Origin of the sequence: Micromonospora sp. NPDC051300 (assembly GCF_044455315.1) — a bacterium.
Classification (GTDB): Bacteria; Actinomycetota; Actinomycetes; order Mycobacteriales; family Micromonosporaceae; genus Micromonospora; species Micromonospora robiginosa.
This window is the reverse complement of record NZ_JBITEP010000035.1, coordinates 40,520-61,504: the sequence shown is the minus strand read 5'-3', so window position 1 is coordinate 61,504 and position 20,985 is coordinate 40,520. Positions and strand designations below refer to the sequence as shown.

Sequence of the window (20,985 nt, the reverse complement as noted above, 5' to 3'; positions counted from 1 at the left end):
GGCCGACAAATCCCGTTGAAGACCCGAAGTCAGTCAGTCGGTGGGTCAGACCTCGGCGGGAGGTGCTCACAAACATCATCTCTGTCAGTCGGTGGTGGACGCCGGCCGCCGGCGACGCCGCGGCTGACCGCCGGACGTGCTCGCGATGCCGAGCCTGCGCTCGGTGATCCGGCGGCGGACCGCTCCGGCGGACCGTTCCACCTCGTCGGTCAGCACGCCGTACCGGAAACGGCTGTACCGGTACCGCAGGACCAGCAGGGCCACGGCGAGCGACGCGATCACCAGCGTGGCCCCGCCGAGCACGGCCCACGCGCCAGGCCGCCCGGCGCCCAGGCGGGGGACCGCCACGGCCGCCACGGCGGTCAGCGTCGCCGCCGCCCAGCCGAGCACGACTGCCGTGCCCGTCCGGTGCTCCCCGAGCCACCGGCGTGGGCTGCGGTCCCGGCGGACCCGCAGCGCGGGCAGGACATCGTCCAGCAGGAGTCGCAGGGCCCGGTCCAGCGCGGCCGGGTCGGCCGGCGCCGGCCCGGCGCCCTCCCGCACCACCCGGCGCAGGGTGCCCCGGACCCGGACCGGGTCGTCGGCGGGCACCTCGTCCGGCGGCCACTGCTCGTCGAACCGGCGTCGCCGCACGCTGCGGACGGTGGCCCAGGTGACCATGGCGACCGGGACCGGCATGCCGAGCAGCCACCCCAGGTAGCCCGGCCACCCGGCGCCCTGCGTCGCCACGTTGATCCCGTAGCCGCCCACCGCGCCGACCAGGACGCCGGCCACCGGCTGCTGCACGCTCGTGACGTACTCGTGCTCACGGAGGCCCTGGATCGCGGCGTTGGCCCGGTCGAGCCGATGCCGCAGCAGATAGGACAGGAACGTGGCGAGGACGACCGAGGCCATCACCAGCGTGGACCACACGGCGACGGTCAGCAGCGCCGGCGGGTCCTCGGCGGGCTGCGCGGTCACCGACGCCAACCAGGTCACGCACGTCGATGCTAGGCGACCGGTCCAACAGGCGTCGGTCAGACCTTGCGGTAGCGCGCCTCGGTCACCGCGAAGAGCCCGTACGCCGCGAAGCCGGCCGCGACCACGAGCAGCAGCGCGGTGCCGTAGGTCTCGCCCGCCAGCGTCCGCAGCGCGGCGTCGAGCCCGCGCGCCTTGTCCGGGTCGTAGCGCCACGCCGCCACCACGAACAGCACCCCGGCGATGCCGTACGCCAGGCCCTTGGCCAGGTAGCCGGCCACGCCGAGCCGGCGCACGAGCCGCCGGGTCGCCGCCGCCATCTCGCTCACCCGCAGGTGCTTCTCGAAACGCCCGGTGAGGCCGACGAACGCCAGCCACCCGCCGAGCCCGGCCAGGAACAGACCGACCGCCATCACGGCGACCCGTCCTCCGCTCGACGCGAGCAGACCCTCGGCGGTGTCCTGCTGGGTGTCGGCGCTGGACGACTTCTTGCCGCGCAGCACCTTCACCCCGCTGAACGCGAGGTAGAGGTAGAACGCGGCCCGCCCGGCCGACGCGACCCGTTCGCCGAGGCGGCGCTCCCGGAGCGCCTCCAGCACCTGCCAGAGCGCCATCGCCACCAGCCCGACGACGATCGCCACGATGAGTGCCAGCCCGAACGGCTCGTCGGCGATCTCCTGCATGGCGCCCGACTGGTCGCCGTCGGCGGTCGGGCCGCCCGAGGCGACCCGGACCACCACCCAGGCGAAGAGCAGGTGCAGGATCCCGTAGCCGACGAAGCCGGCTCGGGTGAGACGCTCCAGACCAGGGTTGTCGGCGGCGCGGGAGACGGCGCCGCGGGCCCGCGAGGACAGCGATGACATGCGCCGACATTCACCCGCGGCGGCTCCGGCCAAACCTGCCGGCCGGCGTGACGCGGACGGGCGACGCCGAAGCCGGCGTCGGGACCGCACGGCGAGGCGGAGGTCGCCGGCGACGTGGTGGTGGTTGACGCAGTGCCTCGCCGTGCGAGGTGCCGCGGCGGCCTGACGCCGCGGCACCTCGGAGGGTCAGGCGGGGCTGCCGGTGACCGAGGTGCCGGCCTTGGTGATGCGATAGGTGATCTTCGTGCCGCTCCAGAAGTGGAAGGTGAGGGTGACCGTGCCGTCGTTCACCTCGGCGAAGAACTCCGGTTTCAGGATGATCGTGCCGGCCGTGTAGTCGGGTTGGAAGTGTCCCCAGAACTCCTTGTACGGGGTCCAGTTGGCCGGGCCGGCGGGGCTGCCGTCGGCGTAGGTGGCCTCCATGGTGGCGAGCTGGTCGCCGCGAAACTGGGTGGGGACGGCGAAGCTGCTGGTCGTGCCCGTGGCGGCCGACTGGGTGGGCGGGTCGGAGCTGATGACGTCGATCCGCCAGGGCACGCCCTGGGAGAAGCGGGCCTCGACGGTGGAGTTGACGCCGTACGCCCGGTTGCCCGCCAGCCGGGTCACCGCCGCCGCGGTGAGCGTGAGGGTGGTGCCGGAGACCGTGTAGTCGCTGCCGCTGGTCAGCGGCGTGTCGCCCTGCCAGAGACCGCGGAACGTCAGCCCGTTGAGGTTGAGCGTGAGGGCCTTCGCGGTGATCGTGCCGGTGCGCGGCACGTACACCTGGTCGGTGGAGGCGGTGCCGGAGCGGGTGGTCCAGCTCGCCTTGAGCATGTCGTACACGCCCTGGTCGCGCCAGCGCAGCTCGGTGCGGTTCAGGAACTGCCCGGCGTCCCAGAGCATGGTGGTGAGGTTGCGGGTGCGGGCGTGGTAGCCGACCGCCTCGAGGTATTTCAGGAACTCGCCGCGTTCGATGATGCCCGGCCGGGTGTGGTCCCAGGAGAGCAGCGCCCACTCGCCGATGACGACCGGGATGCCGCGGGCGACGAACGTGTCGTGGACCCGGTCGAACGTGTCCACCAGGTCCTTCTCCACGTTGGCGTCGTAGCGGGTGCCGCCGGCGATGTTCACGCTGAACGGCCACCACCCGTAGAAGTGCACGGTGGCGGCGAGGTTGGGGTCGCCCAGCGCGTCGATGCCGGCGGCCAGCGCGTCCAGTCGGGCCTGCTCGCCGCTGGTGTGGAGAGTGGGCAGGACCAGCAGGCGGGTGGCGTTGTTGCCGCCGGTGGCGCGCACGAGGCGGACGAACTCGGCGTTGAGTTCCCGCGTCGCGGTGTCGCCCTGCGCGTCGGTGGTGTCGGCGAACTGCGGCTCGTTGATGCTCTCGAAGACCACCTTCGGCGAGTGGCCGCGGAACGTGGTGGCGATCTGCGTCCACAGCGCCCGGTACCGGTTCGTCACGGTGGTCCGGTCGGCGGGGTAGGTGTTGAGCCACTGCCAGGAGTCGTGGTGGAGGTTGATCATCACGTAGAGGTCCTCGGCGAGCGCCCAGTCGACGATCTGCCGTACCCGGTTCAGCCACGCCGCGTCGATGGTGTAGTCGGGCGCCGGGCCGTGGTGGTTGCTCCACGTGATCGGTAGCCGGACGCTGCGGTAGCCCTGCGACCGGACGTGGCGCAGCAGGGCCTGGGTGGTGAGCGGGTTGCCCCAGGCGGTCTCGTCCGGGATGGCGTCGAGCGTGTTGCCGAGGTTCCAGCCGGGTTGCATCGCGGCCACCGTGGCCGTCGGGTCGCCGGCCGGCGGTGGGGTGGTCGGTGGCGTCGACGGCGACGTCGTGGGTGTCGCGGTGGGCGAGGGGGTCGACGACGGGCTCGTGGTCGGCGACGGTGTGCCGCCGGGGCCGCCGGTGCAGGCCACACCGTTGAGGGTGAAGCCGGTCGGCGCGGTGTTGGCGCCCGACCACGATCCGTTGAACCCGAACGACACGGTGGCGTCGGTGCCGACGGTGGCGTTCCAGGCGGCGTTCGTCGCGGTGACCTGGCTGCCCGACGAGGTGACCGTGGCGTTCCACGCCTGGGTCACCCGCTGGCCGGACGGGAACGTCCAGGCCAGTCGCCAGCCGTCGACCGGGTTGCCGAGGTTGGTCACCTCCACCGACGCGGTGAACCCGCCCGGCCACTGTGACGGCACCGTGTACGCCACGCGGCAGCCGGCGGCGGCCTGGGCGCCCACGGCCACCGTCATCGACGCCACCAGCAGCGCCGCCACGCCGCCGGCGAGCAGGCCGATGCGGAGGCGTGCTCTTCGTATGCTCTGCGGACTCATCGCACTCTTTCTCCTGCCGTTGCGGATCGATCCGTGGATGGCGGCCGGCGCCCGCCGGGGCGGTCGTGCCCCGGTGGCGCGGCTCGACGTCGGCCGATGTGCCGAACGGGTCGAGATCGGCGCCGCCGCCGTCGGGCGCGCGAAGGAGGGCCGGAGGCCCGGACGGGCGCTCCGGTGCTCGCACGCGGAGTGGTCTCTCGCGGACGCTGCCCTCGGCGTCCGCCCGGTGTCGCTCGGCTTCCGCAGCCGGAGAAACTTTCGATTTCATGTGGAAAGTTTCGCGCTGGACGCTACCCGCCCCGTTGATGAGCGTCGATGCAATGGAGGTGTCGCCCGGCCCCCACCGGCCACTGTCGCCCCGCCGGGCGGTCCGTCGCGGGCGGAAAGATTTCCGCGTGGAAGCGACGACGAACGTCGATGCGGATATCCTTGCCGCGCAGGCAGTCGGACCGGCGTGGGAGGAGCCAGGTTTGTCGCACGCCGAGCCGGACGAGGCGGTCGCCGAGCCGGACGACGCGCCCGGTGATCCGGGCCGACCGGTGACGATCTCCTACATCGCCCGGACCGCCGGTGTGTCGATCCCGACCGTCTCGAAGGTCATCAACGGTCGCTCCGGAGTGGCGTCGGAGACCCGGGCCCGGGTCGAGGCGCTGATCAGCCGGCTCGGCTACCGCAGGTCGGCGCCGTCCACCCGCAGCAACCTCGTGGAACTCGTCTTCGGGCAACTGGAGCACATGTGGGGGATCGAGGTCATCCGCGGCGTGGAGCAGGTCGCCCGTGCGCATCGGGTGGGCGTCGTGCTGACCGAGTTCGGCCCGGAACGCGGCGGGGTCCGCTACTGGATCGACGACACGCTCGCCCGCCGTCCGGACTGCGTGATCTCGGTGGCGCAGTTGTCGAGTGCGGAACGGGAGCAGCTACGTGCCCGGGGCATTCCGTTCGTCGTCTTCGATCCCAGCGTGGAACTGCCCGACGGCGTGCCCTTCGTCGGGGCGACGAACTGGGCGGGCGGGCGGTCCGCCACCCGGCACCTCATCGAGTTGGGTCACCACCGGATCGCGGCGATCGTCGGCCGGGACCGGATCCTGTGCTGTCGTGCGCGGCTCGACGGCTACCGTTCCGCGATGGAGGCCGCCGACCTGCCGGTCGGCGGTGACCTGGTGGAGCGGGCCGACCTGACGGTCGAGGGCGGGCGGGCCGCCGCCCGACGCCTGCTCGGCCGCGCCGACCGCCCCACCGCCGTCTTCGCCACCAACGACCTGCAGGCGATCGGGGTCTACCGGGCCGCGCGGGAACTCGGGCTGCGCATCCCGGCCGAGCTGAGCGTGGTGGGTTTCGACGACCTGCCCGTCGCCGCGCTTGTCGAACCGCCACTGACCACCGTCCACCAGCCGCTGGCCCAGATGGCGGTGGCCGCGACCGAGCTGGCGCTCGCTCTCGGGCGCGGCGACCGGACGTCGACTACAGGTGTGGAGTTGGCGACCACGCTCGCGCTGCGGGCCAGCACCGCCCCGCCGCCACGCTGAGCAGGGTTCCGACCGTCGGCGCCCCGCGGGTCAGGCCGTTGGGCCGGGGTCGTTGTACTCGTCGGCGACCTCCTGGCCGGACAGCTTCTGGATCGCGGTCATGATCTCGTCGGTGACCGCCCGCCGGGCCTGCCCGGCGCTGCCGGCGGTCTGTCGGGCGAAGTGCAGCGGCGTGCCGAACCGCACGGTGACCCGCCCGGGTCGGGGCAGCCGGGCGCCGACGGGTTGGATCCGGTCGGTGCCGAGCACGGCGACCGGGACCACCGGGGCGCCGGAGGCCAGCGCGAGCCAGGCGACCCCGGTGCGGCCGCGGTAGAGCCGACCGTCGCGCGAGCGGCTGCCCTCCGGGTGGATGCCGAACGCGCGCCCGGCGGCCAGGACCTCCCGCGCCAGCTCCAGCGACGCCTGGGCCGACCGGTGCCCCCCGCGACGCACCGGGATGGCGTCGATCGCGGTGAGGCAGGTGCGGGTGAGCCAGCCCTTGGCACCCGGCTGCCGGAAGTATTCGTCCTTGGCCAGGAAGGCCACCGGTCGCGGTGCCAGCAGCGGGATCACCACGCTGTCGAGGAAGGAGATGTGGTTGGCGGCGAGGATCACCGGCCCGTGTCGCGGGACGTTGTCCCGCCCGTCGACCACCGCCCGGAAGGCGAGCCGGCCCAGCGGGGCCAGCACCAGTCGGGTACCGGTCTGCAACAGCACGTGATCCTCCGGGGGTCAGCGGGTGGCGGGTGTCGCGGCGTGCCCGAGATGGGCCTCCAGCGCGGCGCGCAGCAACGGTTCGACGTCGTCGTCGCGCACCACGAGCTGGAGGCTGCCCCACCGCCAGAGCGCGGCGATGCCGTGCAGGTTGGCCCAGAGCGCGCCGGCGACGACAGGTGGCGCGGGCGTGCCGGCCAGGTCGGGCCGGGCCCGCGCGACCAGGTCGACCAGGACGCCGAAGAGCTGGCCGCTGGCGTCCCGCAGCCCGACGCCGTTGCCGCGCAGCAGGTCGTGCCGGAACATCAGCTCGAACATGCCGTGGTGGGTGCGTGCGAAGCGCAGGTAGAGCCGGCCCAGCGCGAGGAGTTGGTGGTGCGGGTCCGCCTCGGCGTCGTCGATCGTCTCGGCGACCTCCCGACCGAGCTGCTGGTAGCCCTCACGCGCGATGGCGGCCAGCAGCGCGAGGTGGGTCGGGAAGTGGCGGCGCGGCGCGCCGTGGGACACGCCGGCCCGACGGGCGATCGCCCGCAGCGTCAGCGCCCCGACGCCCTCACGTTCCAGCAGGTCGACGCCGACGTGGACGAGTCGGGCCCGGAGGGTGCTGTCCGGCTGCGGCATGGACCGTGTCTACCAGGCCGAGTAGACACTGTCTACTCGGTGAGCCGGGTCACCTCTCGCCCGCACGGGAATCAGGCCGGCGGGGCGGGGCCTGAACCACTGTGTGACTGTCACGCTGAAATCCACCTCGACGCCGGGTGACCTGATGACCCGCGGCCAGCGGCTGCGGCTCGTCCTGGTCCTCGGTTCGCTGATCGCGGTGGGCCCCCTGACCATCGACATGTACCTGCCCGCGCTGCCCGCGATCGTCGCGGACTTCGCGACCACCTCGGCGGCGGTCCAGCTCACCCTCACCGGCACGCTCGCCGGGCTCGCCGTCGGCCAACTGCTGATCGGGCCGCTGTCTGACGCGGTCGGGCGGCGTCGCCCGCTGATCGCCGGGCTCGCGTTGCACGTCGTGGCGTCGTCGCTCTGCGTCGTCGCGCCGAACGTGGGCGCGCTCGGCGCGCTGCGGGTGGTCCAGGGCCTCGGCGTCGCCGCCACCGCGGTGGTCGCCATGGCCGTGGTCCGTGACCTGTTCAGCGGCGCGGCGTTCGCCACCCTGCTCTCCCGGCTGCTGCTGGTGATGGGCGCGGCGCCGATCCTCGCCCCGACCCTGGGCGGCGGCGTGCTGCGCTGGACGGACTGGCGGGGCGTGTTCGTCGCCCTCGCCGTCATCGGCGCGCTGCTCGTCGTGGTCGCCTCGATCGGGCTGCCGGAGACCCTCCCGCCGCAGCGTCGCCGGCGGGGTGGTGTCGTCGCGACGATCGCGCTCTACGGGTCGCTGCTGCGCGACCGGGTGTTCGTCGGACTGGTCCTGGTCGCCGGCCTGGCCATGGCGGCGCTGTTCGCGTACGTGGCCGGCTCGTCGTTCGTCCTGCAGCAGAGCTACGGGCTCGACGAGCAGCAGTTCGCGCTGGCGTTCGGGGCCGGCGCGGTGGGCCTGATCGGGGCGACGCAGTACAACGTGCGACTGCTGCGCCGCTACCCGCCGCAGCGGATCCTCGTCGTCGCGCTGGGCGTGGGCACGCTCGCCGGGCTGGCCCTGGTGGGGTTCGCCGCGACGAACGTCGGCGGCCTGCCCGCCCTGCTGGTGTCGCTGTGGGTGGTGCTGGCGGCGGCCGGCCTGGCGATGCCGAACGCCCCGGCGCTGGCGTTGTCCCGCCACGGCGAGGCCGCGGGCACCGCCTCGGCGCTGCTGGGCGCCGTGCAGTTCGGCGTGGGCGCGGTGGCCGCGCCGCTGGTCGGCGTGCTGGGCACCGGGGCGGTGGCGATGGCCCTGGTGGTGGCCGGTGGCCTGGTGGCGGCGTTGGCCGTGCTGCTGGTCGTGGTGCGACCGGCCCGGCTCGCCGACCTGGAACCGGCGCCGGCGGTCGTGGCCGTGCACTGACGACGCGGGGAACGGGGGCCCGGCCGCCGGCCGGGCCCCCGTCGCGTCCCCCGGGGCCGGTCAGCCCCGGCGCCACCGCTGGTTGGGGGTGCCCGAGCAGTCCCAGAGCTGCAGCCGGGCGCCGTCGGCGGTGTTGCGGTCCTTGATGTCGACGCACCTATTGGCCTGGGGATTGACCAGGTCGCCGGCCGCGGTCAGGGTGAACCGCTGGGCCCCGGTGCCGTTGCAGGCGTAGAGCTGGACGGTCGTGCCGTTGGCCGTCGAGCCGCCGTCGACGTCCATGCACTTGCCGTTCTGGCTGCGCAGCGCCGAACCGTCGAACGTCCACCGCTGCGCGGCGGTGTTGTTGCAGGTCCACATCTGCAACGGGGCCCGGTCGACGAAGTTCGAGCTGGGCACGTCCACGCACTTGCCGTTGAGGGCGCTGACGATCGCCGAGGAGGTGCTGGTGGTGCCGCCGCTGAACGGGCTCAGGACGAGCCCGGCGGTGCGGGGATCGCCGTCGTGCACCAGCGACTCGAACGCGCCGACGTCGTCGAAGGCGAACGCGTACGCCTTGCCGTCGGCCATGTTGGCGTGGATCAGCCGGGCGTACTGGTTGGTGGGGGAGTTGCGGTAGAACGCGGCGGCGTCGGCGCTGGGCTGGGTGTCGATCGTGCCCAGCGTGCCCCGGTTCAGCGCGGCGCAGAGCGTCCGCGAGATCGGGCCGACCACCTGGTCGTTCGGCGCGGGCAGGTCGCCGTCGCAGCCCCAGACGCTCGCCGACGAGGGCCGGCGGAACGTGGCGACCACCTGGCCGCTGCCGTTGGTGAAGGTCATCGTGTCGCCGGCGGTACGGCCGAAGTAGCGGACGCCCGGCTGGTCGGTGAAGGGCGCCACGGTCAGCGTCTTCGTGGTGTAGGCGTTCCAGGCGGCGGCGATGTACGAGTCGAGGTAGGTGGCACTGAGCAGCCCGGCGCCCGCCGCCTTGCCCGGGGCGAGCACCCGCAGCACGGTGCCGTCTGACCGGGTCTGGACGGTGCCGGCCCAGCCGGGTTGGGCGCGGATCCCGTCGATCACCGCGGCGCGTCCGTTCGGCACCGGGTCGCCGGTGCGCCGGGTGACGCCGTTCGCGCCGGTCACGGTCACCGCGTGCGGCACGGCGAACATGTCGACCTGCGAGCTGTTGAGCCAGAGGCCCGCGTCGTTGTAGGTGAACTCGCTCCAGTCGAAGAGGACGTCGCGGTTCGCGTCGCCGGCCGCCCACGGGGCGGGCTGCACCAGGCCGTCCGGGGTGAGCAGGAACGTCAGCTTCTGCCCGAGCGCGAAGTAGACCCGGCCGGAGAATCCCCGGGGGAACTGGACGGTGGTGCTGCCGCCGTTGCCGGGACCGGGGATGGAGGCGTCGGGCGCGGGGGCCGGCGGGATCTGGCCGCCGGTCCAGGGCACGAAGGAGCCGGCGGCGGTCACGTAGCCGAGCCGGCCGGTGGCGAGCTGGGTGCCGATGACGTAGAGGTGCACGGCGTCGGCGCGGCCGGTGGTGTTGGTGACGGTGACGGGCAGCAGGGCGGGGCCGATCGCGTGTGCGGGAGCGGCGAGGGGTGGGCCGCTGCCGAGCGCGACGAGCACTGTCGACGCGGCGGCGAGCAGCCGTTTCCGGAGACGCATGGGACACCTCGGGGTGGTGGAGAGCGGAGAGAGCGCTCTCACAGCGTCTGTTCGGAAACAATGTTTGTCAATATGTGGGGGCCGGCGGATTGTCCGGCCGGTGCCTGGCGAACGCGTCCAGGCGACCCCAGCGCCCGGGCACGTCCAACAGGGCGATGCGGTCGAACGCCGCCGGCAGCGCCGGGATCGCGGCCAGGTGGTCCTCGTGCGGATCGAGGCCGAGCAGGGTACGCAGGAACAGCAGCGACGCGCCGCTGGACCAGGCCTGCGGGCTGCCGGCGGTCGGGTAGCGCACCGGGTAGCGGGTGGTCCGCCGGTCGAAGCCGCCGAACGCCTCGGGCAGGCGCCCCTCGAAGTAGGCGGCGGCGGAGATGATGCCCTCGGCGATCCGGCCGGCCTCGTCGGTCAGGCCGTAACGCCGCAGCCCCCAGGCGATGAACGAGTTGTCGAACGGCCACACGGTCCCGGTGTGGTAGCCCAGCGGGTTGTACCGGCTCTGCCCCTCGGCCATCGTGCGCACGCCCCAGCCGGAGAACAACGCCGGACTCATCAGGTGCTCGGCCACCCGGACGGCCCGCTCCGGCGGCACGATCCCGCTCCACAGCAGGTGCCCGATGTTCGAGGTGAGACTGTCCACCGGGGTGCCGTCCGAGTCGAGCGCCACCGCGTACCAGCCGCGGTCCTCCAGCCAGAAGTCGCGGTTGAAGCGCTCGAACAACTCCGCCGCCTCCCGTTCGAGCCGGTCGGCGAAGGCCCCGTCGTGCCAGACCGTGCGCGCCAGCCGGGCCGCGCGGATCTTGGCGTCGTACGCGTACCCCTGGGTCTCGCAGGTCGAGCGGGGGAAGCCCGGCAACCGGCCGTCGGCGTAGGAGATGCTGTCCCAGGAGTCCTTCCAGCACTGGTTGTCCAGGCCGGTGTCGAGGTTGCGCCGCTGGTACGACACGTAACCGGCGCCGGTCAGGTCGGCGTGCCGGTCCATCCAGCCCAGCGCCGCGCGGGCCTCCTGTTCGAGTTCCCGGACCAGCGCGGTGTCACCGCTCCACCGTTCGTACTCGTCGAGCAGCACCACGAACAGCGGGGTGGCGTCGACGGTGCCGTAGTAGGGCGAGTGCGGTTGTTCCTCGAACGCCGCGGACTCGCCGTAACGCAGCTCGTGCAGGATCCGCCCGGGGTCCTCCTCCAGCACGTCGTCGGTCCGCGCGCCCTGCAACGAGGCCAGGATGCGCAACGTCGGCGGCGTCAACGACGGCGTGAACGGCAGGGTCTGCAGGCAGGTGAGCAGGCTGTCCCGGCCGAACAGCGTCATGAACCAGGGCAGACCGGCCGCCGGCACGGTGGCGCCGCCGAGCGAGAGCGGCGCGAAGCGCAGCGCCGCCAGGTCGACCAGGCTGCGCTCGTACACCTGCCGCAGGGTGGCGCTGTCGGTATCCAGGGTCGGCGCGGCGGCCACCCAGTCCCGCACGCTGTCGGGCAGGACGGACGGGTCCGTGCGCAGGGCGCGGGGCCCGTCCCGCAGGTCGACGCCGTCGGGCCGCCACGCGCGCATCTCCGCGCGCAGCTCGACCGACCAGTCGGCGCCGGGCGCCAGCCGGACCGCGAAGCGGACGTCGTCGGGGCCGAAGGTCGCCGGCCGGTCGGCGCTCAGGGCGACCTCGCGGTGGAAGGTGCCGCGCCGGTAACCCAGCCGCAGGCCGTCCGGCGTGACCTCGGTGTACGTCTCACCGGCCTTGGCGCCGACATTGAACTTGATCTCGAAGATGTCGGCGAAGTCGGCCGCCACCTCCAGCCGGACCTCCACCTCGCGCGGCTGGTCGCCGTAGTTGAACACGGTGATCGACTCGGTCAGGTCGGCGTCGATGCGCCGTCGCCTGATGGCCGACACGTCGGCCTGCACGTAGTCCATCTGACCGCCGGGGACCAGGAAGAACGCGGCCTCGAAATACCGGCTGTCGTCCACCGACAGGGCCGTCATCCGCTCGCCGTCGACGGTGAGCACCCACCGCGACAGGTAGCGGGTGTCGGCGGCGAACAGGCCGACCGGGGCGGCCGGCGAGGACTCGATGTCGCCACAGCTGTCCGACACGACGAACGTGCTGCCGTCGATGCAGGAGACCGTGCCCGGCACGTCCTTCATCCGGTGTTCCCGTCCGCCTCCGCCCGGCTCGGGAACAGCCGCCCGATCCGCAGCGCCAGGCCGAGGTCCCCGTCGACCGTGATCTCGCCCCGGGTGATCGCGGCCAACCCGTTCATCCCACCCGTCGCCATCGCCTCGGCGGTCCGCTCGGACGTGGTGATGACCGCCGAGGCGGGCCCGCCGTCGCGGGTGACCCGCAGGTGGCCCCGGTCGATGTCCAGGCGCCACTGTCGGAGGCCGCCGTCGGTGCGGACGTCGATCCGGACACTGCCGCTGACCGTGCCGAGCCGGGCGTCGTACCCGACCGTCGACAACCGGTCGAAGAAGACGTCGGTGGACGTCATCTGCCCTCCTCGCAAGCCGCCACCGGAGCACCGGCGGGTACCCCCTGCGCCGGGACGCTAACCTGCTCGGCGGGCGACGCCGGCGGTGTCGTCGGATAATGACTCGATGACGAACCCCGAACTCGACCCCGAGGTGTATCCGCCGCTCGACCCCCGCGAGGACGTGCCGGACGACCCCGGTGAGCTCCTGCCGGACACGCCGGACGAGCTGCCGGAGGCGCCGGTCGAGCCGATGCCCGACGACGGGGACCCGGGCGGCGTGCCCGAGCCGGCCTGACCCCTCGCTCAGCGGTCCACGACGCCTAGGCATCGGCAAATGCCGATGAATCTGCTGTAATGGACCGCGTGCCGAGCGGCAGGGGAGGCCGGATGCGGATCGTCGACGCCCGGGTGATCGTGACCTGTCCCGGCCGCAACTTCGTGACCCTGAAGGTCGTCACCGACGACGGCGTGACGGGCGTCGGCGACGCCACCCTCAACGGCCGGGAACTGGCCGTCGCGTCCTACCTGCGCGAGCACGTCGTGCCGCTGCTGATCGGACGCGACCCGGCCCGGATCGAGGACACCTGGCAATACCTCTACCAGGGATCCTACTGGCGACGCGGGCCGGTCACGATGAGCGCGATCGCCGCCGTGGACACCGCGCTGTGGGACATCAAGGGCAAGGTCGCCGGGCTGCCGGTCTACCAGCTGCTCGGCGGCCGGTCCCGCGACGGTGTCACCGTGTACGGCCACGCCAACGGCGAGACCGTCGACGAGGTGCTGACCGAGGTCGCCCGCTTCGTCGACCTCGGCTACCGGGCGGTACGCGTGCAGTGCGGCGTGCCCGGCCTGCCGCACACCTACGGCGTCAGCGCCGACAAGATGTTCTACGAGCCCGCCGACGCCGCGCTGCCCACCGAGACGACCTGGTCCACCGAGGCCTACCTGGCGCACGTGCCGACCGTGTTCGCCCGGGTCCGCGACGAGTTCGGCCCCACCCTGCGGCTGCTGCACGACGTGCACCACCGGCTCACCCCGATCGAGGCGGCAAGGCTCGGCAAGAGCCTGGAGCCGTACGCGCTGACCTGGATGGAGGACCCGGTCCCGGCGGACCTGCCGGAGGGATTCCGGCTCATCCGCCGGCACACCACCACCCCGGTCGCCGTGGGCGAGGTCTTCACCAGCATCTTCGACGCCGCGCAACTCATCCGGGAACAGCTCATCGACTACGTCCGCACGACTGTGGTGCACGCCGGCGGGCTCACCCACCTGCGGCGCATCTTCGACCTCGCCGCGCTGCACCACGTCCGCAGCGGCTCGCACGGCGCCACCGACCTGTCCCCGGTCTGCATGGCCGCCGCGCTCCACCTCGACCTCGCCATCCCCAACTTCGGCCTCCAGGAATACATGCGGCACACCGCGCTGACCGACGAGGTGTTCCCGCACGGCTACCACTTCGACGGCGGCTACCTGCACCCCGCCGAGACCCCCGGGCTCGGCGTGGACATCGACGAGGAGGCCGCGGCCCGTCACCCGTACGTGCCGGCCTACCTGCCGGTGAACCGGCTGACCGACGGCACCGTGCACCCCTGGTGAGCGCGCCGGCCGCTCAGTGGATGCGGCGGCCGTGCGCGTCCGGCACCCCGGACTTGCGGAAGAAGTAGGTGTTGACCTGGTCCCGCCACTCCACGGCGCAGCGGAACTGCTCGTCGAGGCGCTCGGCAACCCGCTCGTGCACGGCCGGGTCGAGCGCGCCGGCGAGCGACCGCCACCGCTCCCGCATCGCCGCCACCTCCTCGACGCCGGCGAAGTGCGTGTCGTAGATGTGCTGGATCACCGTGCGGCCGCTGTGCAGCACGTGCCCGTACGGCACGTGGTGGAAGAAGAGCAGCAGCTCGTCCGGGCACCGCCGGCGCGACTCGTACACCTCCGACCACGGCTGCGGGTACTGGCCGGTGAAGCCGGTCCCGGTCGCCCGGGTGCGGTCCACCCCGACGCCGTCGCGATCGGCGAAGTGGTAGGTACCCCACGGCGTGTACTCGTACCCGTCCACGTCCGGCCCGTAGTGGTGCCCCGGCCGCACCATGAATCCGACGCCCAGCGGCGCGGTGTAGCGCTCGTAGGTACGCCAGGACTCGTCCATGATCGCGTGCAGCGTCCGCCGCACCAGCTCCGGGTCGCCGGTGGTGACCGGCAACCAGGTCAGCTCGATCCACTCGTCGAGGACCGCGCCCGGGTCCAGCCGCGGGTCCCAGGCGAGGCGGCCGACGGCGTACAGGTTCGCCTGGGCCAGCGGGTGCCCGGTCCAGAACGGGTCGTCGCCCACGTTGGCCACCGCGACCAGACCACCGCCGGCGGCGACCACGTCGGCGACCGTGGCACCGGCCGGACCCCACGGCGCGAACCCCAACACCTCGCTCCACCACGGGCCGAGATGGCAGACGTGCCGCTGCTGGCCGGTGTACTCCTGGGTCGCCTGCACCTCCAGCGCCAGCCGGGTGGCAGGCATCGCGGCGAGCACCGGCGACACCGGCTCGCGCGGCTGGAAGTCCACCGGCCCGAACTTCACCTGGAGGAGGACGTCGTCCCGGAACCGCCCGTCCAGCGGCGCGAAGTGGTCGTGCGCGGCCCGGGCCCGATCCGTCGACCGGTCCCGCCAGTCCTGCCGGTGGTCGTAGACGAACGCCCGCCAGCGCACCACCCCGCCGTGCGGGGCGAGCGCTCCGGCGAGCAGGTTCGCGCCGTCGGCGTGGTCGCGTCCGTAGGCGAACGGGCCGGGCCGGCCCTCCGAGTCGGCCTTCACCAGATAGCCGCCGAAGTCGGGGATCCGCCGGTAGACCCGCCGGGTGGCCTCCGCCCACCAAACCCGCACCCGGTCGTCGAGCGGGTCCGCGGTGGGCAGGCCGCCGAGCACCACCGGGGCGGCGAAGGTCACCGACAGATGGACCCGGATGCCGTACGGGCGGAGCGCGTCGGCGATCTCGGCCACGTCGCCGAGCCGGTCGGTCAGCAGCCGGGCCTCGGCGTCGTGCACGTTGACGTTGTTCACCGTCACCGCGTTGACGCCGCACGAGGCGAGCAGCCGCCCGTAGTCCCGCAGCCGCTCCGGCTCCCGCCGGGCGGCGCCGTCGCGCCAGAACAGGGAGCCGCCGGCGTAGCCGCGTTCGACCTGGCCCGACACCGGGTGCACGGCCATGTTGTCCCAGTGGTCGAGCATCCGCCGGGCCATCGCCGGTTGGTGCCGCCGGGGCGGCCGGTCGTCGTCGAAGGCCGCCGCGCCGAGCCGGACCACGTGGAACAGCCCGTACAGCAGGCCGGCCGGCGCGTCGGCAAGCACCACCGTCACGCCGTCCACCCGGGCCAGCAGGAACCCCTCCTCGCCCAGCGACCCGTCGCCCGTGCCGTCCACCGCCGGCGTCGCCCCGAGGCGGGCCGCCTCCGCCGCCGCGTTCGCGACCGGACCGGCGGTACGCGACGCCAGCACCAGGTCGGCGTCGACGTCCCAGGGCGGGGAGTGCCACACCCGCCCGCCGTGGCGGGCGCAGGCCCGGGTCACCTCGTCCAGCACGGTGTCGACGAGCGTGCCGTCGCCGTGCACCAGCACGTCCCGGGCGCCCAGGTCCCGGAACGCCGCCGGCGGCAGCCAGGCCGCGTGCCAGGTCGACTCCTCGGCGGTCGGGGCCCGGCCGGTGACCGGAACGCTCATGGGGTGAACTCCGTCCGGATGGTGTCGATCATCGGGTCGGCGATCCGCAGCAGCGCCATCACCAGCAGCGCGGCCAGCAGGGCGAGCACCGCCTCGGAGAAGGCCGCGGTGACGCCGGCGGCGGCGGTCAGCAGCACGGCGTTGCCGAGTGCGACGCCGGGCCGGCGGACCAGGAAGTACACGGCCAGCCGGACCACGTCGCGGGTGCGGAAGGTGAACAGCGAGACGATGACCAGGGCGTTGGTCCCGACCAGCAGCACTCCGGCCGCGACCAGCACCAGCGGCGCCGCCCACCAGCCGGCGACGCCCGCGGCGCCCAGGTGGGCCAGGTTCACCGCGACGACGGTGAGCCACAGCAGCGTCGGCGCCCAGACGCGCAGCACGCCCGCCAGGTTGGCCCGGTAGGCCCGGCGGAACCGGACGGCGGGCCGCAGGTCGGTCAGGTCCGGGGGCTGGTGGCGCAGGGTGTGCAGCGCGGCCGACACGGCCGGGCCGACCGGCAGCAGCGCGACCGCGACCAGCGGCAGGTTGCTGGCGTCGCGGTCGAGCAGCACCAGCGCGACCAGGCCGGGCAGCACACCGAGCAGCAGCCACAGCTCCACGGTGAGCAGCGTGTGGACTCCGGCGGCGGCCCGCGACAACGGCCCGTCGCCGAACTCCCGCGGCCGGCCGGCCCTGTCGCTCACGGTCGTGCCTCGGGCGCCGGGTCGGCCCGCCGCACGCCGGGCTGGTCGAGCAGGCGGTCGTCCCACCACGGCGGCGTCTCGTCCACCACCGGGGTCAGCTCGGCCACTGTCACCTCGTGCCGGGCGAGCGTGAGGTCGACGTCGACCCGCCCGCCGGTGACCGGCAGCGCCCGGTGGGTCCGGGCCGGTTCGGTCGCCTCCCGCAACGCGTCGAGCTGCCCCGGGCGGGGCGAGTGCGGGCTGCCCATCTCCCGCCAGGCCGCCCAGACGTTGCCGGCGTCCTCGCTCACCGACCGGCGGAGCAGGAACGCCGACGCGGTGCCCGGCCGGCCGACCGGGACCGACAGCGCCACGGTGTGCGGCCCGGTCGCCGGCTCCCGTCCGGTGACGTCCACCGGCGCCCAGGCCAGCACCGCGACCCGGCCGTCGGGGTGGCGGGTGACGAGATGGTCGGGCCCGCGCGCGAGCACCTCGGCGCCGAGCCGGGCCATGAACGCGTACAGGTGGTAGGTGGGTTTCTTGAGCTGCCGGTGGGTGAGCAGGCCGAAGCCGCCGTGCAGCGGCGCGGTGGGCACGCCCTGCTCCTCGAACACGTCGCAGAAGGTCCAGTACGAGAACGAGTCGACCAGGTCCCCGCCGCCGGCCAGCACCGGCGCCAGGTAGGCGGCGTGGAACGCGGTGTCGTGGATCGGGTTGTCCGGCCGGTACGAGGAATTGAACTCGGTGATGTGCACCGGCAGGTCGGCCAGCGCGGTGCCGGCCAGGTGGCGGCGGGGCGCGGCGAACTGCGCCAGCAGCTCCGCCGCCGGGGCGAGGGCCTGCCGGGTGCCGAACGGCACGTGCCGTGCCGGGCCGGAGGTGTAGGCGTGCCGGCTGACGAAGTCGACCGGCACGTCGTGCGCGGTGACGAACTCGGCGAACGGTTCCCACCACCCGTCGGCGCCGGGGGAGAGGGCCGGCCCGCCGACCTGAAGCGTCGCGTCGACGTCCTTCACCGCGTGCGCGGACACCTCGTACAGGCGGTGGTAGGCGTCCTGGTCGGCGTCCGGCCAGAACTCGGTCAGGTTGGGCTCGTTCCACACCTCGATCGGCCAGCCGCGCACCTCGTCGAGGCCGTACCTGTCGACCAGGTGGGCCACCGTGGCCCGGACCAGATCGCCCCACTCGCGCGGCGAGCGCGGCGGCGTCACGTTGCCCCGCCACCAGAACACCGTCTGCTCGCCCGAGGCGAGCGTCGAGGGCATGAAGCCCAGTTCCACGAACGGCCGGACGCCCAGGTCGAGGTAGGCGTCGACGACCTGGTCGACGTACGTGAAGGCGTGCCGCACCCGCCGCTCGCCCCGCCACTCGTAGGGCCGGTGCACGCCGACGCCGTCGCTGAGCAGTCCGTGCCCGCGGATGTGCCGGAAGCCGATCTCCCGCTGCGCCAGCGCCAGCGAGTCCTGGTAGTCGCGCCGCAGCGCCAGGTCGAACCGGCCGGTGCCCACGCAGGCACGCCAGGCGTCGGTCAGCCGGCCGGTGGGCCGGTCGGGAACGATGAGGCGCATCATCCGTGGTTCTTGCGGTACCGCTCGTACGCCTTGTTGACCAGGTCGGTGTACGCCTCGGCGTTCTTGGCCTTCAGCTCCGCGACGTAGGCGTTCCACTCGCTCAGCGGGCGCTGGCCGAGGGCGAACTTCAGCGTGTTCTGGGTGACGTGGTCCTTCAGCGCGGTCGCCCAGAGCGTGGTCTGTTCCTGCTCGGAGTCACTGAGCGGCGCGGGCGGCGGGGTCACCCAGGGCGCGGCCCTGCGCCCGTTCATCTCCTTCTGGAACTCCAACTCCTCGGGGGAGAAGAACGACTGCACCAGGTCGAGCTTGCCGCCGTAGGCGAAGACGCCGTTGGCAAAACCGAAGTCCTTCTGCAGGTGCTTGGTCCCCTTGGGGTTGAGCCCGACGATGTCGACGTCGGGCGTGGGCACGCGCCGGCCCGAGGCGTCCCGGGTGAAGGTGAAGCCCTCGACGCCCCACTTGGCGAACTCCTGGCCGGCGTCGGAGTACCAGAGCCAGTCGACGAACTGCATCATGGCCACGAAGTGCTTGCCGTCGCGCGCCTTGCTGGAGATCATCACGCCGTTCTCCAGCCGGCTGGCCGGGTTCACCGCGCCGGCCGGGCCGATCGGGAACAGGATCTTCTTCAGTCGGGCGTTCGGGTTGATCTTCGCGATGTCCGGGCGGTAGTCGTTGACCAGGGTCTGCGCGTTCGTGCTGATCACGAACGACTTGCCGTTGGCGAGCTTCTGCCGGGCCTGGTCGTCGGTCTGGGTGAACGTCTCCGGGTCCAGCAGCCCCTCGGCGACCAGCTTGTGCAGGAACTCCACCACCTGCCGGTACTTGTCCGACGCGCCGGTGAAGACGTACCTCTGCGCGCCGTCGTCCCAGCTCGTGGCGTGGTAGTTCCAGCCGGCGCCCGGCAACCCGTGCGCCTGGGCGAGCATGTTCAGCAGGTTGCCGGCCGGGTTGGGCTTGCCGAACCGGTCGGAGAACGGGTGCACGTCCGGGTGGGCCGCCCGCATCGCGGTGAGCATCGCGTGCACCTCGTCCCAGGTGGTCGGGGACGGGATCCGCAACTGCTCCAGCACGTCGGTGCGGACCGCTAGCGTGTATTCCTGCCAGGGCTTCTCGTGCAGGCCGGGCAGGAGGTAGAACTTGCCGTCCTCCTGCCGCAGCGTGTCCAGCTCAGGCTGGAGGTTCCACCGCTGGAGCTTCTCCTTCAGGTGCGGCATCAGGTCGAGGTAGTCGCTGACCGGCAGGACGGCGCCGGAGGAGACGTACTGGTTCTCCTGCGGGTGGTAGGTCTTCGGGATGATCAGCGGGGCGTCGCCGGAGCCGACGAGCACGCTGCGCTTCTGCTCGTAGTCGCTGAGCGGCACCGCCACCGGGTCCAGCTTGACGTTGGTCCGCCGGGCCAGTTCGCTCCAGAACAGCCACTCCGGCTTGAGCGGATAGTTCGGGTGGTTGTTGTAGAGGATCGAGAAGCTGACCGGTTCGGTGGCGGTGAACTGGTCGCCGACGCCGTACTTCTCCATCGCGCCGGCGCGGTTGCGGTCGAGATCCTTCTTGTCGGCCGGGTCGTCGCCGCAGCCGGCCAGGGAGGCGACGGCGGCCGCGCCGGTGGCGATCAGCACCTGGCGCCGGGACAGCTGGACCATGGTGTTCCCTTCGGTGGTGGGTGGGTCGCGGGCGCGGCTATCCCTTCACGGCGCCGAGCATGATTCCGGAGACGAAGTAGCGCTGGATGAAGGGATAGACCGCGAGGATCGGCAGGACGGTGAGCACGATGGTCACGGACTGGATGGTGGCGGCGGACTGTACGACGTCGTTCGCGCTGCCGAGGCCGCCGCCGGTCTGCGTGGCGTCGGTCGCGCCGGCGAGGAGGTTGCGCAGGTAGACGGTCACCGGGAGCAGGTCCTGGCGGTCCATGTAGAGGAACGCGGCGAACCAGGAGTTCCAGAACGAGACGGCGTAGAAGAGCACCATGGTGGCCACCATCGCCTTGGACAGCGGCAGCACGATCCGCAGCAGCGTGCCGTACGTGTCCAGGCCGTCGACCGCGGCGGCCTCCTCCAACTCGACCGGCAGGCTCTCGAAGAACGCCTTCATGACCAGCAGGTTGAACACGTTTATCGCGTTGGGCAGCGCGATCGCCCACACCGTGTTCTTCAGCCCCAGGCTGGTGACCAGCACGTAGTTGGGGATCAGGCCACCGGTGAAGAACATGGTGAACACGGCGACGCCGACAAGCGCGGTCCGGCCCCGCAGGTGCCGCTTCGACAACACGTACGCGTAGCAGGTGGTCAGCACGACGGAGACGAGCGTGGCGACCACCGTGTAGACGACGGTGTTGCGGTAGCTGACCCAGAACGCCGGATCCGAGGTCACCACCCGGTAGGCGGTCAGGTTGAACCCGCGCGGGACGAGGTTGACCCGGCCCGCGACGATTGCCGCGTTGTCGCTGAGCGAACGCGCGACGATGGTGAGGAACGGGTACACCGTCACCACCACGACGCCGGTCAGCACGACGGCGTTGACCGCCTGGAAGATCCGGTGACCCCGGGTGGGTCGGGGGCCGCGCGGCCGGGACGCCCGCCCCCGTGCACGGGCGTCCACGC

Annotated in this window: 17 protein-coding genes; 4 read left to right on the top strand and 13 right to left on the bottom strand. The window is 72.8% G+C overall.

The window, feature by feature from the left end; all coding sequences use genetic code 11:
- Nucleotides 1–84 precede the first annotated feature (84 nt).
- The 3 genes from ACIA5A_RS27445 to ACIA5A_RS27435 form a co-directional block, all read right to left on the bottom strand.
- On the bottom strand, nt 85–978 hold the full coding sequence (locus ACIA5A_RS27445; protein ID WP_396767321.1) for a hypothetical protein: 894 nt from the start codon (nt 976–978) through the stop codon (nt 85–87).
- A gap of 38 nt (nt 979–1,016) precedes the next feature.
- Nucleotides 1,017–1,820 carry a DUF1206 domain-containing protein gene (locus ACIA5A_RS27440; RefSeq protein ID WP_396767320.1) on the bottom strand — a complete coding sequence of 268 codons (804 nt, stop codon included), beginning with the start codon at nt 1,818–1,820 and terminating at the stop codon, nt 1,017–1,019.
- Nucleotides 1,821–2,006: 186 nt separating this feature from the next.
- Nucleotides 2,007–4,124 (bottom strand): cellulase family glycosylhydrolase, encoded by a 2,118-nt coding sequence (locus tag ACIA5A_RS27435; protein ID WP_396767319.1) that lies wholly within the window; start codon nt 4,122–4,124, stop codon nt 2,007–2,009.
- Nucleotides 4,125–4,594: 470 nt separating this feature from the next.
- Between ACIA5A_RS27435 and ACIA5A_RS27430 the strand changes: the two genes are divergently transcribed.
- The gene (locus ACIA5A_RS27430; protein WP_396767318.1) at nt 4,595–5,650 is read left to right on the top strand and encodes a LacI family DNA-binding transcriptional regulator; all 1,056 of its coding nucleotides are present in this window, start codon (nt 4,595–4,597) and stop codon (nt 5,648–5,650) included.
- A 30-nt stretch (nt 5,651–5,680) separates the two neighbouring features.
- Here the strand turns inward: ACIA5A_RS27430 and ACIA5A_RS27425 are convergent, their stop codons facing one another.
- Together ACIA5A_RS27425 and ACIA5A_RS27420 are read right to left on the bottom strand one after the other, a co-directional pair.
- Nucleotides 5,681–6,349: a lysophospholipid acyltransferase family protein gene (locus ACIA5A_RS27425; protein WP_396767317.1), complete on the bottom strand. Its 669-nt coding sequence runs from the start codon at nt 6,347–6,349 to the stop codon at nt 5,681–5,683.
- Nucleotides 6,350–6,364: 15 nt separating this feature from the next.
- Complete coding sequence (locus ACIA5A_RS27420) at nt 6,365–6,967, bottom strand: TetR/AcrR family transcriptional regulator (RefSeq protein ID WP_396767316.1); 603 nt, start codon at nt 6,965–6,967, stop codon at nt 6,365–6,367.
- Between the two features lie 145 nt (nt 6,968–7,112).
- Between ACIA5A_RS27420 and ACIA5A_RS27415 the strand changes: the two genes are divergently transcribed.
- The gene (locus ACIA5A_RS27415; protein WP_396767315.1) at nt 7,113–8,336 is read left to right on the top strand and encodes a multidrug effflux MFS transporter; all 1,224 of its coding nucleotides are present in this window, start codon (nt 7,113–7,115) and stop codon (nt 8,334–8,336) included.
- 60 nt (nt 8,337–8,396) lie between these two features.
- Here ACIA5A_RS27415 and ACIA5A_RS27410 read toward each other — a convergent pair whose 3' ends face one another.
- The 3 genes from ACIA5A_RS27410 to ACIA5A_RS27400 form a co-directional block, all read right to left on the bottom strand.
- Nucleotides 8,397–9,983: a beta-1,3-glucanase family protein gene (locus ACIA5A_RS27410; RefSeq protein ID WP_396767314.1), complete on the bottom strand. Its 1,587-nt coding sequence runs from the start codon at nt 9,981–9,983 to the stop codon at nt 8,397–8,399.
- Between the two features lie 67 nt (nt 9,984–10,050).
- Nucleotides 10,051–12,108 carry a glycogen debranching N-terminal domain-containing protein gene (locus ACIA5A_RS27405; protein WP_396767322.1) on the bottom strand — a complete coding sequence of 686 codons (2,058 nt, stop codon included), beginning with the start codon at nt 12,106–12,108 and terminating at the stop codon, nt 10,051–10,053.
- A gap of 5 nt (nt 12,109–12,113) precedes the next feature.
- Nucleotides 12,114–12,461: an SCP2 sterol-binding domain-containing protein gene (locus ACIA5A_RS27400; RefSeq protein ID WP_396767313.1), complete on the bottom strand. Its 348-nt coding sequence runs from the start codon at nt 12,459–12,461 to the stop codon at nt 12,114–12,116.
- Nucleotides 12,462–12,567: 106 nt separating this feature from the next.
- On the opposite strand from ACIA5A_RS27400, the gene ACIA5A_RS27395 reads away from it, so the two are divergent.
- Both ACIA5A_RS27395 and manD read left to right on the top strand, forming a co-directional pair.
- Nucleotides 12,568–12,738, top strand: a complete 171-nt coding sequence (locus ACIA5A_RS27395) for a hypothetical protein (RefSeq protein WP_396767312.1) — start codon at nt 12,568–12,570, stop codon at nt 12,736–12,738.
- A 92-nt stretch (nt 12,739–12,830) separates the two neighbouring features.
- On the top strand, nt 12,831–14,039 hold the full coding sequence (manD, locus tag ACIA5A_RS27390; RefSeq protein WP_396767311.1) for a D-mannonate dehydratase ManD: 1,209 nt from the start codon (nt 12,831–12,833) through the stop codon (nt 14,037–14,039).
- Between the two features lie 13 nt (nt 14,040–14,052).
- Here the strand turns inward: manD and ACIA5A_RS27385 are convergent, their stop codons facing one another.
- From ACIA5A_RS27385 to ACIA5A_RS27365, 5 genes are read right to left on the bottom strand one after another with little or no spacing between them, the layout of a single operon-like run.
- Nucleotides 14,053–16,149 (bottom strand): alpha-glucuronidase, encoded by a 2,097-nt coding sequence (locus tag ACIA5A_RS27385; RefSeq protein WP_396767310.1) that lies wholly within the window; start codon nt 16,147–16,149, stop codon nt 14,053–14,055.
- The gene (locus ACIA5A_RS27380) at nt 16,146–16,835 is read right to left on the bottom strand and encodes a hypothetical protein (protein ID WP_396767309.1); all 690 of its coding nucleotides are present in this window, start codon (nt 16,833–16,835) and stop codon (nt 16,146–16,148) included. The genes ACIA5A_RS27385 and ACIA5A_RS27380 overlap by 4 nt, the downstream gene beginning before the upstream one ends.
- Nucleotides 16,832–18,385, bottom strand: coding sequence for a xylan 1,4-beta-xylosidase (locus ACIA5A_RS27375; protein ID WP_396767308.1), 1,554 nt, complete (start codon nt 18,383–18,385; stop codon nt 16,832–16,834). The genes ACIA5A_RS27380 and ACIA5A_RS27375 overlap by 4 nt, the downstream gene beginning before the upstream one ends.
- A complete protein-coding gene (locus ACIA5A_RS27370; RefSeq protein WP_396767307.1) occupies nt 18,382–20,025 on the bottom strand; it encodes an extracellular solute-binding protein in 1,644 nt (547 codons plus the stop codon). The genes ACIA5A_RS27375 and ACIA5A_RS27370 overlap by 4 nt, the downstream gene beginning before the upstream one ends.
- A 37-nt stretch (nt 20,026–20,062) precedes the next feature.
- On the bottom strand, nt 20,063–20,983 hold the full coding sequence (locus ACIA5A_RS27365; protein ID WP_396767306.1) for a carbohydrate ABC transporter permease: 921 nt from the start codon (nt 20,981–20,983) through the stop codon (nt 20,063–20,065).
- Nucleotides 20,984–20,985: the final 2 nt, after the last annotated feature.

Bases quoted from the DNA above. Each gene is read 5' to 3' on its own strand.
- ACIA5A_RS27395 (WP_396767312.1), top strand. From the start codon at position 12,568: ATGACGAACCCCGAACTCGACCCCGAGGTGTATCCGCCGCTCGACCCC.
- ACIA5A_RS27420 (WP_396767316.1), bottom strand. From the start codon at position 6,967: ATGCCGCAGCCGGACAGCACCCTCCGGGCCCGACTCGTCCACGTCGGC.
- ACIA5A_RS27435 (WP_396767319.1), bottom strand. From the start codon at position 4,124: ATGAGTCCGCAGAGCATACGAAGAGCACGCCTCCGCATCGGCCTGCTC.
- ACIA5A_RS27400 (WP_396767313.1), bottom strand. From the start codon at position 12,461: ATGACGTCCACCGACGTCTTCTTCGACCGGTTGTCGACGGTCGGGTAC.
- ACIA5A_RS27370 (WP_396767307.1), bottom strand. From the start codon at position 20,025: ATGGTCCAGCTGTCCCGGCGCCAGGTGCTGATCGCCACCGGCGCGGCC.
- ACIA5A_RS27440 (WP_396767320.1), bottom strand. From the start codon at position 1,820: ATGTCATCGCTGTCCTCGCGGGCCCGCGGCGCCGTCTCCCGCGCCGCC.
- ACIA5A_RS27385 (WP_396767310.1), bottom strand. From the start codon at position 16,149: ATGAGCGTTCCGGTCACCGGCCGGGCCCCGACCGCCGAGGAGTCGACC.
- ACIA5A_RS27410 (WP_396767314.1), bottom strand. From the start codon at position 9,983: ATGCGTCTCCGGAAACGGCTGCTCGCCGCCGCGTCGACAGTGCTCGTC.
- ACIA5A_RS27375 (WP_396767308.1), bottom strand. From the start codon at position 18,385: ATGATGCGCCTCATCGTTCCCGACCGGCCCACCGGCCGGCTGACCGAC.
- manD (WP_396767311.1), top strand. From the start codon at position 12,831: ATGCGGATCGTCGACGCCCGGGTGATCGTGACCTGTCCCGGCCGCAAC.
- ACIA5A_RS27415 (WP_396767315.1), top strand. From the start codon at position 7,113: ATGACCCGCGGCCAGCGGCTGCGGCTCGTCCTGGTCCTCGGTTCGCTG.